Raw genomic sequence first — 14,085 nt, forward strand, 5'->3', positions numbered from 1 at the left:
AAGAAGGGAAGTCGAAAAAGTGATTTATCCATATCATCAGTTTACACCTGAGATTCACGAATCGGTCTTTGTCGCAGAAAACGCCACCATTACTGGAGATGTCACGATTGGAGAATATTCAAGCGTTTGGTTCCAAACAGTCATTAGAGGCGATGTCGCTCCTGTGAGAATTGGAAAAAACGTCAATATTCAAGATTTATCCTGTCTGCATCAAAGTCCTGGAAAAACACTTCTTATAGAAGATGGTGCTACCATTGGACACCAAGTCACATTACATAGCTCAATCATTCGAAAAAATGCCCTCATAGGTATGGGGTCTATCATTCTCGATGGTGCAGAAATTGGCGAAGGTGCCTTTATCGGTGCAGGTAGTCTTGTCCCTCAAGGAAAGGTTATTCCAAAAGGATCACTCGCTTTCGGCCGTCCAGCCAAGGTCGTCCGTCAATTAACAGATGAAGATATCCAAGACATGGACAGAATCCGTAGAGAATATGTAGAAAAAGGACAATACTATCGTTCCCTTATATCCCGTTAACATCATACGCGTATCTTCACTTTATCATGTTTTTTTCAGGATATTAAGCAATAACTATGAACCGCTTGTTATTTTACCCTTTTCCACCGCTTTCTATCATGACAAAAAAGGTTTTCAGCACAAAGCTGAAAACCTTTTTTATTAACTAAAGATGACTTCTTTCGGTTGGTGATTCAACTGCTCTGGATCAATGCTGCGCTCTACATAAATGCTGTGCCAAATCATAAAGATAAGGACGGTCCAAATCTTACGGCTATGATCTGCTTTACCAGCACAATGCTCATTTAATAAATCAAGCACATACTCTTTGTTAATGTATTCATCTGTTTGACTGTTTTTGATGATGTCTTTCGCCCAAGCATTCATCTCATTTTTCAGCCAATGACGAATTGGCACAGGGAAACCAAGCTTTTTACGGTTTAACACGTGGTCAGGCACAATGCCTTCTGCTGCTTTACGCAATAAATATTTCGTTGTGCCATCTTTTGTTTTCAGCTCTTCTGGAATTTTAGAAGCCGCTTCAAAAACGACCTTATCAAGGAATGGAACACGAAGCTCAAGAGAATTCGCCATCGTCATCTTGTCTGCTTTCAATAAGATGTCTCCGCGCATCCACGTATGGATATCAACATATTGCATTTTGTTAATATCACTGTAGCCTGCGCTTTCCTCAAAGTATGTCTTCGTTACGTCACGATACGTGATGCTTGGATCATAATGCTTTAAGAGGTTTTTCTTCACTGGCTCTTCAAAGATTTTCGCATTACCGATATAACGTTCCTCTAATGGCGTACAGCCGCGAACGATAAAGCTCTTCCCTTTCATTCCTTCTGGCATTAAACGAGCCAGACGAAGAAGAAGCTTTTTCAGCATAGATGGAACAGATTCAAATGGTTTAAGAGAAAGAGGCTCACGGTAAATATTATATCCACCGAACAGCTCGTCCGCTCCTTCACCTGAAAGAACTACCGTCACTTGTTTCTTCGCTTCTTTTGCCACGAAATACAATGGAATCGCCGCCGGATCTGCTAATGGATCGTCTAAATGCCAGACAATCTTCGGAAGCTCATTCATATATTCCTCTGGAGTAATAACGGCGCTGAAGTTTTGTAAGCCTAGCTTATCAGCTGTTTCCTTCGCAACATCAACTTCACTAAAACCATCCTGCTGGAAACCAACAGAGAATGTCTTTAGCTCAGGGTGCAATTCCTTTGCGACAGACACGATGAAGGAAGAATCAATACCACCTGAGAGGAATGAACCAACAGGTACATCACTTCTCATGTGAACTTTCACAGAATCATAGATGGCATCGCGTACTTCTTCAATTAACTTCTGTTCTTGTGTTTGCTCAGGCTTGAATTGAACTTTCCAGTATGTCTTAAATTCGATCTCCTGTCCTGGGCGTAAAATAAACTGATGACCAGGCTCAACTTTATGCACCTTTTGATCGAGCGTATTTGGCTCAGGAACGAATTGGAACGACATGTACTGCTGCAATGAAGTCTCATCAAATAAAATGTTCTCGTTCACAGCCATCAAGCTTTTGCGCTCAGACGCAAAGTACACTTGCTCATCCATTTGTGTAAAATAAAGCGGTTTGATGCCAAAAGGATCTCTTGCGCCATATAATTGCTGCGCTTCTTTGTCCCAAATTAAAAAGGCAAACATGCCGCGAAGCTTAGAAGCCGCCTCTTCTTTATAATGACGGTATGTGGCAAGCAGTACTTCCGTATCAGAATCTGTGCTGAACGTATAGCCCTTTTTCACAAGCTCTTCCTTCAGCTCCACATAGTTATAAATTTCTCCGTTAAAAATAATCCAATACTTTTCATCTTCATAAGAAAGCGGCTGCTTTCCGTGCTCAACATCTATAATACTTAAACGTCTAAATCCAAATCCTACATGCTCATCATGAAAGTAACCCTCATCATCCGGACCACGGTGAACGATGAGACGATTCATTTGTTTAATTAACTCTTCCTGCTCAGTAGTTTCGGACAATGGACGGTGATTAAACACACCAACAAACCCACACATATTATTGCCTCCACGTTATGTTATTTCTTAAAAGTAGACCTATAATTAGACAGTTATTTGTCCGATTTTGTTTCACATTTTTTCGCTTTTTGTAGAATTTTTTTTAATCAAAAGGAAAACCGCTTAAAATAAGCGGTTTTATATGTTGTTATTGTCCTAATGCTTCTTTACGAAGTGTATCGGCCTTATCCGTTTTTTCCCACGGAAGATCTAAATCATGACGGCCGAAATGTCCGTATGCAGCTGTTTGTTTGTAGATCGGACGACGCAGGTCAAGCATTTTAATAATGCCAGCTGGACGAAGATCAAAGTTCGCACGAACCACTTCAATTAATTTTTCTTCAGAAGCTTTTCCTGTTCCGAAAGTATCAATTGAAATCGAGACAGGCTGTGCAACACCAATTGCATAAGCAAGTTGTACTTCACAAGAATCAGCAAGGCCTGCCGCTACAATGTTTTTCGCTACGTAACGAGCAGCGTATGCCGCTGAACGGTCAACCTTTGTTGCGTCCTTCCCAGAGAAAGCACCGCCGCCATGACGAGCGTATCCGCCATACGTATCAACGATGATTTTACGTCCAGTTAAACCAGCATCCCCTTGAGGTCCACCGATCACGAAACGACCAGTTGGGTTAATAAAGTATTTTGTCTGTTCATCAATTAGTTCACTTGGAACGACAGGGTTGATGACATGCTCTTTTAAGTCGCTTTGAATTTGTTCAAGCGTCACTTCTGGTGCATGCTGCGTAGAAATAACCACTGTATCAATACGAACAGGTTTATTTTGATCATCATATTCTACTGTTACTTGTGTTTTTCCATCTGGACGTAGATAAGCAAGTGTTTGATCCTTGCGAACTTCAGTTAAACGAAGAGATAATTTATGCGCTAGTGAAATCGGCAGCGGCATAAGTTCTTCGGTTTCGTTGTTGGCAAAACCAAACATCAATCCTTGGTCACCTGCACCGATCGCATCAAGTTCTTCTTCAGTCATTGTGCCTTCACGTGCTTCAAGCGCTTTGTCTACACCTTGCGCAATATCAGCAGACTGTTCATCAATGGATGTGAGCACTGCACATGTTTCCGCATCAAAACCATATTTCGCACGTGTGTAGCCAATTTCCTTAATCGTGTCACGCACCGTCTTTGGAATATCGACATAAGTAGACGTTGTAATTTCTCCGCTTACTAATACGAGACCCGTTGTAACAGAAGTTTCACAGGCAACACGTGCATTTGGATCTTTCTTTAAAATTTCATCCAAAATGCTGTCTGAAATTTGATCACAGATTTTATCCGGATGTCCTTCCGTCACTGATTCTGAAGTAAATAAACGACGATTTTGACTCATAATGGCTATTTCCTCCTGTACAAGACCACATCATCCCAAGATGAGGTCTCCAATATGATACGGAACTCGTTCCCTCTTATATTTGAAAACGTTTCTATTAGAGATGTTATTGGCAATTTGTTCATATGATATCCCAAAAATAAAAAAACCATTTCCTTCATTGCGAGGAAAGGGTCTGAGATCGCATGCCTTTCACTCTTATCGCTCAAGGTGTTCTTGTACCTTGCATCAGGTTAGCACCTTGGTTTCTCAGCATATTCATGCCTTTTTATAAGAAACCGGTTGCTGGGCTTCATCGGGCCTGTCCCTCCACCAACTCGGGATAAGAGTATCCGTTCAATAAGATATCTTATCTTAAACACTTGCGTCATGTCAATGCTTCATCAGAATTATCTTCCCTTTTTTTCACCTCAATATTAGCATCACCAAAAAGCATATTTTCATAGCAGAAATGAAAAAACACACACAAAAATATTTAAATAGTATAGACTATTCTTATGAATGTGTTATACTAATCGAAACAAAACAAATTCAACGGTAAAGGAAGGGTTTTTTTATGAACTCAGTGGATTTAAAAGAAGATTTGCAGTCATTGCTCTCATTAGAAAATACGCACCAAAATTTATCTGTTCCGAAACTTGTTGAAAAGATTTTGGCACGTGATGAAGGCGTTTTAACATCAACAGGAGCTGTCCGTGCTACAACGGGTGCCTACACAGGACGTTCGCCTAAAGATAAATTTATCGTGAAAGAAGAAAGCTCTGAACATAAAATTGATTGGGGTCAAGTCAACCAGCCGATTTCTAAAGAAGCATTTGACCGTTTATATACAAAGGTTGTGTCATACTTAAAAGAACGTGATGAACTATTCGTCTTTGAAGGATTTGCCGGCGCAGATGAAAGATACCGTATGCCAATTACAGTGGTAAACGAATTTGCATGGCACAATCTCTTTGCAAAACAGCTATTCATCAGACCTGACGGATCAACACCTTCTTCAAACGAAAAACCTTTCACCATCTTATCTGCACCGCATTTTAAAGCAGATCCTGAAACAGATGGCACAAACTCTGAAACGTTTATTATCGTTTCTTTTGAAAAACGCACCATTCTGATCGGTGGAACAGAATATGCTGGAGAGATGAAAAAGTCCATTTTCTCTGTCATGAACTACCTGCTTCCTGAGCAAGATATTTTATCTATGCACTGCTCAGCAAACGTTGGTCAAGAAGGCGATGTCGCACTATTCTTCGGCCTTTCAGGTACTGGGAAAACGACGCTTTCCGCAAGCGCAAGCCGCAAGCTGATCGGTGACGATGAACATGGCTGGTCTGGCTCAGGAGTCTTCAATATTGAGGGCGGATGCTATGCGAAATGTGTGAACTTAAGCGAAGAAAAAGAACCGCAAATCTACAAAGCCATCAGCTTCGGATCAGTTCTTGAAAATGTTGTACTTGATGAAGAAACACGTGAAGCGGATTATGATGACACATTCTTTACTGAAAACACACGAGCTGCTTACCCAATCGAAATGATTGATAACATCGTGAAGCCAAGTATCGCAGGACACCCATCTGCCATTGTCTTCTTAACAGCTGATGCATTTGGGGTTTTACCTCCAATCAGCCGTTTAACAAAAGAACAGGCGATGTACCATTTCTTGAGCGGTTACACAAGTAAATTAGCAGGAACTGAACGCGGTGTCACATCACCAGAAACGACATTCTCTACTTGCTTCGGTTCACCATTCTTGCCGCTTCCAGCTCACGTCTATGCTGAAATGCTTGGCAAGAAAATTGATGAGCACGGCGCAAAAGTATTCCTTGTGAATACAGGCTGGACTGGCGGAGGCTATGGTACAGGCAAACGTATGAACCTAGCGCATACAAGAGCAATGGTGCAAGCAGCGATCGAAGGCGACCTCGACAACGCCGAAATGATCACTGATGACATCTTTGGATTACACATCCCGCTTCATATTCCTGGCGTACCAGATGAAGTGCTTCAACCATCTAAAACATGGGATGACCAAGAGGCTTATCAAGAAAAAGCACACTTCCTTGCCAATGAATTTAAAAAGAACTTCCAAAAATTCAGCCACGCAGCAAGTGACATTGAAGCCAAAGGCGGGCCACTCGTATAATCAAATGACAAAAGCTGAGGGGAATCATTCCCTCAGCTTTTTTGGTTAGTTTGTTGAATGTAATGAGACGAGACGATAAGTGACCTTTGTCACATTGTCTGTAAGCTCCAGCTTTTCAACGTGTGCTGTCCCTGTTTTTTCTCCGTCTTTCGTTTTACGCACCTCAAGCGGAATATTTAATGGATAAATGCGGTATCCTTCCTTCATGAGTTCAAATACATTCTCTTCAATTCTTGTCTCTTTTCCCTTCGTGACAATCATTGTATTAAATTCAACAGGCATTCCCATATTGAAAATCCCCCTACTTTCTAAATTTCGTTATACTGCTTATTTTACCACATTTCCGCTTTTCCGGCTGTGCATCCACGTCGTCAGCCTCCTGACAATTTCCCGATTATGCTGCGGGGGAAAATAATGGTTGTATCCATGAAAATACCAAGTCTCCACTGACTTTCCGTGCTGGCGCAGCGCATCTTCTAATAAATACGCATGCTCAATGGATACATTCTGATCCTCTTCTCCGTGGATGATGAGAACAGGCGCTTCAATTTTGTCCACATCATTTAAAGGCGTTCTGTCCTCATAAGCCTCTGGCACCTTGTGCGGGGGACCGCCAATCACACGTTTCATCATCCTTCTCATATCCACACGCTCTTCATAGGTGAGCTTCATATCACTGACACCTCCCCATGTCACAAATGAAGCCGCCTCTTGCTTCATTTCGACAGCAGTCCAAATGCCCATAATGCCTCCGCGCGAAAAACCAAAGATATGAATACGATCCTGCTTCACCTTTTTGTGATGCTTTAACAATTGAAAGGCAGCAAAAGCATCTTTCCGGTCCTCTCCAGCAAAGTCTTCGTTCCCTTCGCCTCCTTGATTTCCTCTGTAAAAGGGCGCAAATACGACAAATCCCTGTGCGGCAAATTGCACAATCCGGCCTGGTCTCACCATTCCCACATTTTTTATGCCGCCTCTTAAATACAAAAAGCCGTCATAACGACCTTCTTCGGCCGGTTCAGCGAGCAATCCTTTGATCCGAAGTCCATCTGCCTCATAGGTCACTGTAAATAAGTGAATATGCGGATGGGGGGACGGAAACCTTCTTTTTTCCACAATCACTTGATTTCTCTCCTTTTCATCTGTTCTTACGTCAATTGCTTGATGATTGCTTCTGCGACAAGCTGACCCGATTTAGTCACCATTGGCGTGCCTCCGCCTGGATGACTTGTTCCTCCAACAAACCAAAGTCCTTCAATGTCCTTTGACTGATTATTGATACGGAAGAACGCCTGCTTGAACGAGTTGGAAGACATACCATAAATGGCTCCATGATATGCGCCCGTTTTCTGCTGCAGATCAAGCGGAGTTTGAACCGCTTCATATTCGGCCACCTTATCCAAATCAAAGAGGCCCTTTTCCTTTAATTTTGTTTTCACATGCTGCGAGTATGTCTCTCTTAGCATGTCCCAATCTTGCTCTTTTGTCACATAAGGTGCATTCGCCAGTACAAACAAGTTGCTTCTTCCCGGTCCTCCGCTTAAAGCTGGTTCTGAATGACCTGAATAACATATGTAAAGTGTCGGGTCCTGAGGCAGTTGTTTTTTCTGAAAAATATCCTTGAATTCTTGCTCATAATTCTCTGGGAAAAACACATTATGATGGGACAGCTGTTCATAGACCTTAGGTACACCTAATAAGAGAACAAAGCCAGATAATGACGGTTCAATGGCAGAAAGCTTTTGATTTAAAAAGCTTGGGCGGTCTTTTTCATCAATCAGATGGCGGTAGACAGTCAGCGCATCCGCTCCTGCAATGACTTGATCAGCTTCATATTTCTGGAGAGCCGTTTCTACTCCTTTGATTCGCCGGTCCTTCACATGAATCTTGTTGACTTGTTCATTCAGGTGAATCTGTACACCTAATTCCTTTGCCAAAGTCTCAAATGCTTCAACTAAACGATATGTACCGCCCTTTATGCCATAAATCCCCTTCTCCCCTTCTAAATACGCCATCATATTAAAAATAGCCGGTGCCTCATAGGGAGAAGAGCCGATGTATGTCGCATACCGTCCAAACATCGCCAATGTATGCGGATGACGGAAATATTGTCGCAGCAAGCGTTGAACGGTTGTAAACGGTTTGACAGAGAGAAGTGCTTTCACGAGCTTTACATCCGCTTTATCCTTCCACGTCAATAACAAACGATTTAAAAACTGATCCTCAGCCTGTTCAAAAAGCATCTTTGATTCCTGTAAAAATGCACGGTATTGCTTCGCATCTTCAGGACTGAATGCTGCAATTTGTGATTCCATCTGCTCAATATTCGGTGTAAATTCAACCGTATGTCCATCTGAAAAAACATTTTTGGTCAGGGGAGAGATCGGATAAAATGTGACGTAATCCTCCATCCGTCTATGACAGGAAGCAAATACTTCCTCAAAGTATGACTTCATTGTAATGGTACTCGGTCCTAGATCAAAAGAATAGCCAGCCTCCTGATGGCGCTGCAATTTCCCGCCTAAAGCCGCTTCTTTTTCTAATATGGTGACCTGAACCCCGCGTGACTGTAAGCGGATCGCTGCTGATAATCCGCCAAGCCCGCCGCCGATGATGATCACTTTTTTCATTCGTACCTTCTCCCTTTCCATTCATACCCTTCTTTTTTCAGCCCGATTTTCATAGAAGCAAAGCCAATGGCGATCAGACTCAAAATGCTGACCGGTAATAAAAAGGCCATTGCAGATGTTCTTCCGTTCTCAATATCAATTGCCGCTTTGATCGACACACCCAGTCCGTAGCAAAGAATCGCTAAGCATATACTCAGCACATCCAGCTGCATCAAAGCCATCATCAAACAAATGACAGGAGCCAAATAAAGCAGGGTGTATAAACAAAAGACACTGCTTAACAAAGCAATGCTTCGATTGACACCTGGGAATAAATTTTTCCGGTAGCCTTCCCAAACCTCTTGTCCGCTCTCGTACATTCTCATATACACAAATGGATGAATGCTTGCTAGTGTGAACGGAAAGCCTTGTTCCTTCACCCGTTTAGCCAATGCCATATCATCCACTAGCGAATCCTTAATCGCTTCATGCCCGCCGATGTCGTGATAGCAATTCTTTTCAATGGCAATAAAGCCTCCATGTGCGGCGGCAAAAGCAGGATTCTTTGATTTTCTGACCCACTTCACAGGCAGATGACAGCCAATGGTAAACATCATCATGGGAACGACAAGATGCTCAAAAAATGTACCTGTTTTTTGTTCGGGGAAGCCTGACAGCATGCCCGTTTTTTGCGTGCATAACTGCTCATGCACAGCTTCAATTGCTCCCAGTTTCAACCGGACATCCGCATCTAAAAATAACAGCCAATCAGAAGCCGCTGCCTCAGCAAGCTGAGAACAAGCGTATGATTTCCCTAGCCAGCCTTGCTTTAATACCCGGCCTGACTGCACACGAATCCATGGATATGTTTGTGAGAAGCGCTCCACAATCGCTCTTGTCTGATCTGTCGAATGATCATCAAGTACAACAACCTCTTTCGGATAAAGACGTTGATCAACGATCGACTGAAGACAGGCTTCTATCCGTTTCTCCTCATTTCTAGCCGGAATCAGTATCGATAACGAAATACGTTCATCTGGCGAAAAGGAAGCGGGCTTTAACACGGGAAACTGCTTCATATTCCATATGGTAAATAGAAACTGACAAAGCAGCAGCACACTGATCACAGTTAAGAAGAACGCCATGTTCTCACCCACTTTTTAAAAGAATCAAACGCATCACTTGTTGACTGACTTGTCCTTGTGATCTGTTTAAATTCTTCGTTTATTGAAAAATCAGGATCTGCAATGATCTGTGATTGATGTCTGTTTAACTGCGTTTCAAGCAGATCGCCAAGCATACGCGTCATATCCTTGCTTCGCAGGGAGCTTCCAGATACGATGGCATCATCACCGAACACAACAGAAACTATCGGCTTTTGATATTGATTAAATGTATACTGCAAGGTTACAGGCTTCACCACGACTTGTTCAAATTGTCTCACTAAAAAAGAAGCCCCGCCTTCCAGTTCAAGCGGTCTCACGTCCTGATGCATAATTTTCCCCTGTGGAAAAAGCCATACCGCTCCGCCGTTCTGCATGTTCTCTTTTGCTGTCATTAAAGCTTGCTTCACGCTTCTGAGATTCTCTTTATGAACCGGAAACGCCCCAAGCTTACGGAAAAAAGCATATTGCTTCAGCTGCTTCTCTTCCATCATCATGTAGTGATTAAGCTCAGACGCTTTTTCTGTTAAAAGAAAAATGATTAATCCATCCCACCATGAGCTATGATTGGCGAGATAAAGAACAGGCAGGTTTCCCTTCGGGTCCACCGAGCCTTTCATCATGACACAGCGGAAATGCTTATGGAGTAAATATCGCTCAAGATAAAGTGAAAATAGACGTCTAAACGATCGGCTTTTGTCGCTTTCTTTCAAATCGAACCCTTCCTTCACACAAAATGACAATGATCAGTGCTAAATAAAAAATGACATCGAGTCCGCCCTTTAATGCCAAAAGACCAAAAAAGAACACCATCGCCTGATAAATGCGGCTCGTCCAGCTGAGTGCCTTTTGATCAATTGAGACAAGCGGGAAAAGAAATGAAAGACCTGCTCCAATCATACCCCAGCTTACAAAATTCTCAAAAGGAATACCATAAAACCCACCGCCGTCATACCATACCCAAAACCTCCGCTCAGCTGCTACTGGATCTAATATGAGGTCAAGCAACACAATCCATATCCCCGTTTCGACGGCTCGTCTCCACTTTGACTGCTGACTGGATAAAAAAAGGCTGTTTAAAAACACGCCAACCCAAGCAAACGCAATAGTTAACGGCACCCCCGCCACTAGAAAGCCTAGCGTCGGATAATAGTCATAGGCCCCAAACGGAAATCCCGTTGTGATCCCTATCCACTCCACCGTAAATGTAAGCACTCCGACAATGGCTGCCCTTTTGATGACAAACCCCCATGAGCCATAAATCTGTCGCCCAATCTCGATGACGCAGCAAGCATACAGTACAAGAAAGATTCCGTTTGCAAACTGAAGCCATGCTGGCACTTCAAAAAAGACCATTAAGATCAGACCTACTACATACCATCCAACAAATACCCAACTCAATCTATACACGAAACCGCTCCTTTATTTCTGCCAAATTCAAGAAAGCCTTCATGCCTCTAGTATAGAAAAAAAGACGCGTTCTATAAATAAACAATGCGCTTCTTATTTTCGTCTAGGCACTCACCAAAATTCCCTTTTCACATACTTTAATAGTGATCTAGAACAAAGGAGGCGAATTACTCTTGAATCGTTCCATCAAAGTCAGACTGGCATTCATCGTCGTCGTCCTGCTCTTTATTCCATTTGTCGCCTGTAAAAAAGAACAAGAGCAGACCGTACAAGTAGCCGAGGTGACCCATTCGGTCTTTTATGCTCCGTTATATGTCGCCTTATCAAAGGATTTCTTCAAAGAAGAAGGCCTGGAGGTTGAACTGAAAACTACTTGGGGCGGCGATAAAACGATGACAGCTCTCTTATCAGGCGGTGCTGATATCGCCTTGACCGGGTCTGAATCCTCTATCTATGTAGAGGCTCAAGACACAAAGGATTCTGTCATGAACTTTGCACAGCTGACACAAACAGACGGCACATTTCTTGTTTCAAGGGAGAAAGTAAACCAGTTCTCTTGGGATCAATTGAAAGGAAAAGACTTCTTAGGACAGCGGAAAGGCGGCATGCCGCAAATGGTCGGTGAATATGTCTTGAAAAAAGAAGGCATTGATGTAAAAAAGGATCTTCGTATGATTCAAAATATTGATTTTGCCAACATTTCAGGTGCGTTCTCCTCTGGAACTGGCGATTTTGTGCAGTTATTCGAACCGACCGCTTCCTTACTTGAAAAAGAAGGCAAAGGGTACATTACCGCCTCCTTTGGAGAAGCTTCTGGCAAGGTGCCATATACCACCTTCATGGCAAAGAAGAGTTACTTAGAGGAAAACAAAGAGACCGCCGAAGCCTTCACCCGAGCCATTTACAAAGCGCAGAAATGGGTAGAAACCAAGCAGCCTGAGGAGATCGCAAAGGCCATTCAATCTCATTTTCCTGATACAGATCTTGATGTCTTATCAACTGCCATCAAACGCTACAAACAACAAGATTCCTATGCAACAGATCCTTTTCTAAATGAAGAGGAATGGAACAAATTGCAGGAAATCATGAAGGAGAGCGGAGAATTGCCGGAATTTATCCCGTACAAACAACTTGTCGATTCATCCATTGCAAAGAAGGTCACAGATCACAAATAGAATAGGAGGTAGCACATGTCTTTCCTTCAAATTGACCATGTGACCCATACGTACTTCTCTTTAAAAGAAAAAACAACGGCTATACAGCACATCAATATGGAGATAGACCAAGGTGAATTCATCTCATTTATTGGTCCCAGCGGCTGCGGGAAAACCACCTTGCTGTCTATCATCGCAGGAATTACACCGCCCTCTGAAGGTCGAATTTTAATCGAAGGAAAAGAACCAAATCAACAGGAGCATCAAATCGGCTACATGCTCCAGCAAGATTATTTATTTCCTTGGAAGACCATCAAGGAAAATGTGATTCTCGGGTTAAAAATTGCGAAACAAGATTCACATGAGTCCGTCTCAGCTGCCCTTGATTTACTGCCAAAGCTTGGACTGCATGAAGTCGAGGAAAAATATCCGAAGGAGCTGTCTGGCGGAATGAGGCAGCGTGCGGCTCTCGCCCGAACACTTGCAGTTGATCCCGGTCTGCTTTTACTAGATGAGCCATTTTCAGCCCTAGACTACCAAACCAAACTCACATTAGAAGATCTCGTCTTTCACACATTAAAAGACTATCAAAAAACAGCAGTCCTTGTGACACATGACATCGGTGAAGCCATTGCAATGAGTGACCGCATTTTCTTATTCTCAAAGCATCCAGGCTCTATCCAGCGAATCTTTACCGTTCCAGACGACATAAGGGCTCTCTCTCCTTTTGAAGCGAGACAGACCCCGCATTTCCAAGAGCTCTTTCAAACGATTTGGAAGGAGCTGAAAACAGTTGAAACACAGTGACCTTTTACATGAAGCCTATCGCAAAAAATACCGAATGGAAAAACGGATCACACGTATCTATCAGCTCATCATATTCGCCAGCTTCTTTTCGCTTTGGGAGCTTGCCAGTCATTTCAGATTCATTGATCCGCTCATTTTCAGTTCACCATCTGCGGTCTGCCAATTGTTTGTGCAAAAAATTCAAGATGGTTCTTTAATGAATCATATGAGTATTACATTATTTGAAACGGTGCTCGGTTTTCTACTTGGTACCTTTTGCGGCATTTTGCTCGCTGCCGCCTTATGGTGGTCTACTCGATTAGCAAACGTTCTTGACCCTTATTTAGTCATTTTAAATGCCATGCCGAAAGTTGCCCTCGCCCCCATTTTAATTGTTGCCCTTGGACCTGGTATGATCAGCATCGTCGCCATGGGTGCGATCATTAGTGTGATCATTACGACGATCGTCATTTACACTGCCTTTCAAGAGGTCGATGAGAATTATTTAAAGGTGATGAAAACCTTTGGCGCGAACAAAAGCGTCGTCTTTCGTGAGGTCATTTTGCCAGCTAGTATTCCAACGATGATTTCTGCCATCAAAGTGAATGTCGGTCTTTCTTGGGTTGGAGTCATTGTAGGGGAATTTCTTGTATCCTCAGAAGGGCTCGGCTACATGATTATTTACGGCTTTCAAGTCTTCAACTTTACACTCGTGTTCTTAAGTCTTTTCATTATTGCGGTGTTTGCGACCATCATGTACCAGCTTGTGGAATGGCTCGAACGTCGTTTTCTCCAAAAATAAAAAAAGCACAGGGAGATGGGACTGACCCCATAAGATGAGACAAATAAAAAACACCTTCAAGTTTGAAAACGGATCGTTGTGATCCGAAATAA

Annotated in this window: 13 protein-coding genes and 1 riboswitch; of the genes, 5 read left to right on the forward strand and 8 right to left on the reverse strand. The window is 42.7% G+C overall.

Going from position 1 to position 14,085, the window contains the following annotated elements; all coding sequences use genetic code 11:
* The first annotated feature begins 19 nt into the window (after nt 1–19).
* On the forward strand, nt 20–535 hold the full coding sequence (locus SB660_RS15990; RefSeq protein ID WP_058015000.1) for a gamma carbonic anhydrase: 516 nt from the start codon (nt 20–22) through the stop codon (nt 533–535).
* 141 nt (nt 536–676) lie between these two features.
* Here SB660_RS15990 and asnB read toward each other — a convergent pair whose 3' ends face one another.
* Both asnB and metK read right to left on the reverse strand, forming a co-directional pair.
* Complete coding sequence (gene asnB, locus SB660_RS15995) at nt 677–2,575, reverse strand: asparagine synthase (glutamine-hydrolyzing) (protein WP_061409202.1); 1,899 nt, start codon at nt 2,573–2,575, stop codon at nt 677–679.
* Between the two features lie 148 nt (nt 2,576–2,723).
* Nucleotides 2,724–3,926 carry a methionine adenosyltransferase gene (gene metK, locus SB660_RS16000; protein WP_058014998.1) on the reverse strand — a complete coding sequence of 401 codons (1,203 nt, stop codon included), beginning with the start codon at nt 3,924–3,926 and terminating at the stop codon, nt 2,724–2,726.
* A gap of 195 nt (nt 3,927–4,121) precedes the next feature.
* Nucleotides 4,122–4,255: riboswitch (SAM riboswitch) on the reverse strand.
* Between the two features lie 227 nt (nt 4,256–4,482).
* On the opposite strand from metK, the gene pckA reads away from it, so the two are divergent.
* Nucleotides 4,483–6,069 carry a phosphoenolpyruvate carboxykinase (ATP) gene (pckA, locus tag SB660_RS16005; RefSeq protein WP_012010978.1) on the forward strand — a complete coding sequence of 529 codons (1,587 nt, stop codon included), beginning with the start codon at nt 4,483–4,485 and terminating at the stop codon, nt 6,067–6,069.
* A gap of 45 nt (nt 6,070–6,114) precedes the next feature.
* Here pckA and SB660_RS16010 read toward each other — a convergent pair whose 3' ends face one another.
* Genes SB660_RS16010 through SB660_RS16035 form a run of 6 tightly spaced genes read right to left on the reverse strand, consistent with a single transcriptional unit; the run spans nt 6,115 to nt 11,251 of the window.
* The gene (locus tag SB660_RS16010; protein WP_003217584.1) at nt 6,115–6,357 is read right to left on the reverse strand and encodes a DUF2584 domain-containing protein; all 243 of its coding nucleotides are present in this window, start codon (nt 6,355–6,357) and stop codon (nt 6,115–6,117) included.
* A gap of 39 nt (nt 6,358–6,396) precedes the next feature.
* Nucleotides 6,397–7,191: an alpha/beta hydrolase family protein gene (locus tag SB660_RS16015; protein WP_061409204.1), complete on the reverse strand. Its 795-nt coding sequence runs from the start codon at nt 7,189–7,191 to the stop codon at nt 6,397–6,399.
* A 26-nt stretch (nt 7,192–7,217) separates the two neighbouring features.
* Nucleotides 7,218–8,699 (reverse strand): phytoene desaturase family protein, encoded by a 1,482-nt coding sequence (locus tag SB660_RS16020; RefSeq protein ID WP_410583276.1) that lies wholly within the window; start codon nt 8,697–8,699, stop codon nt 7,218–7,220.
* A complete protein-coding gene (locus SB660_RS16025; RefSeq protein ID WP_410583278.1) occupies nt 8,696–9,823 on the reverse strand; it encodes a glycosyltransferase family 2 protein in 1,128 nt (375 codons plus the stop codon). Before SB660_RS16025 ends, SB660_RS16020 begins: the two co-directional genes overlap by 4 nt.
* Nucleotides 9,808–10,554, reverse strand: a complete 747-nt coding sequence (locus SB660_RS16030) for a lysophospholipid acyltransferase family protein (protein WP_058014994.1) — start codon at nt 10,552–10,554, stop codon at nt 9,808–9,810. The genes SB660_RS16025 and SB660_RS16030 overlap by 16 nt, the downstream gene beginning before the upstream one ends.
* Nucleotides 10,523–11,251 (reverse strand): carotenoid biosynthesis protein, encoded by a 729-nt coding sequence (locus SB660_RS16035; protein ID WP_058014993.1) that lies wholly within the window; start codon nt 11,249–11,251, stop codon nt 10,523–10,525. The genes SB660_RS16030 and SB660_RS16035 overlap by 32 nt, the downstream gene beginning before the upstream one ends.
* A 173-nt stretch (nt 11,252–11,424) precedes the next feature.
* Here SB660_RS16035 and SB660_RS16040 point away from each other — a divergent pair, with 173 nt between their 5' ends.
* Genes SB660_RS16040 through SB660_RS16050 form a run of 3 tightly spaced genes read left to right on the forward strand, consistent with a single transcriptional unit; the run spans nt 11,425 to nt 13,993 of the window.
* Nucleotides 11,425–12,426 (forward strand): ABC transporter substrate-binding protein, encoded by a 1,002-nt coding sequence (locus SB660_RS16040; protein WP_339163587.1) that lies wholly within the window; start codon nt 11,425–11,427, stop codon nt 12,424–12,426.
* A 15-nt stretch (nt 12,427–12,441) separates the two neighbouring features.
* The gene (locus SB660_RS16045) at nt 12,442–13,212 is read left to right on the forward strand and encodes an ABC transporter ATP-binding protein (RefSeq protein WP_058014991.1); all 771 of its coding nucleotides are present in this window, start codon (nt 12,442–12,444) and stop codon (nt 13,210–13,212) included.
* A gap of 34 nt (nt 13,213–13,246) precedes the next feature.
* A complete protein-coding gene (locus SB660_RS16050; RefSeq protein WP_410583286.1) occupies nt 13,247–13,993 on the forward strand; it encodes an ABC transporter permease in 747 nt (248 codons plus the stop codon).
* The last annotated feature ends 92 nt before the right edge of the window (nt 13,994–14,085 follow it).

Origin of the sequence: Bacillus sp. SIMBA_005 (genome assembly GCF_046535585.1) — a bacterium.
In the GTDB taxonomy this organism is placed as follows: domain Bacteria; phylum Bacillota; class Bacilli; order Bacillales; family Bacillaceae; genus Bacillus; species Bacillus pumilus.

Bases quoted from the DNA above. Each gene is read 5' to 3' on its own strand.
- SB660_RS16010 (WP_003217584.1), bottom strand. From the start codon at position 6,357: ATGGGAATGCCTGTTGAATTTAATACAATGATTGTCACGAAGGGAAAA.
- SB660_RS16020 (WP_410583276.1), bottom strand. From the start codon at position 8,699: ATGAAAAAAGTGATCATCATCGGCGGCGGGCTTGGCGGATTATCAGCA.
- pckA (WP_012010978.1), top strand. From the start codon at position 4,483: ATGAACTCAGTGGATTTAAAAGAAGATTTGCAGTCATTGCTCTCATTA.
- metK (WP_058014998.1), bottom strand. From the start codon at position 3,926: ATGAGTCAAAATCGTCGTTTATTTACTTCAGAATCAGTGACGGAAGGA.
- asnB (WP_061409202.1), bottom strand. From the start codon at position 2,575: ATGTGTGGGTTTGTTGGTGTGTTTAATCACCGTCCATTGTCCGAAACT.
- SB660_RS16050 (WP_410583286.1), top strand. From the start codon at position 13,247: ATGGAAAAACGGATCACACGTATCTATCAGCTCATCATATTCGCCAGC.
- SB660_RS16045 (WP_058014991.1), top strand. From the start codon at position 12,442: ATGTCTTTCCTTCAAATTGACCATGTGACCCATACGTACTTCTCTTTA.
- SB660_RS16025 (WP_410583278.1), bottom strand. From the start codon at position 9,823: ATGGCGTTCTTCTTAACTGTGATCAGTGTGCTGCTGCTTTGTCAGTTT.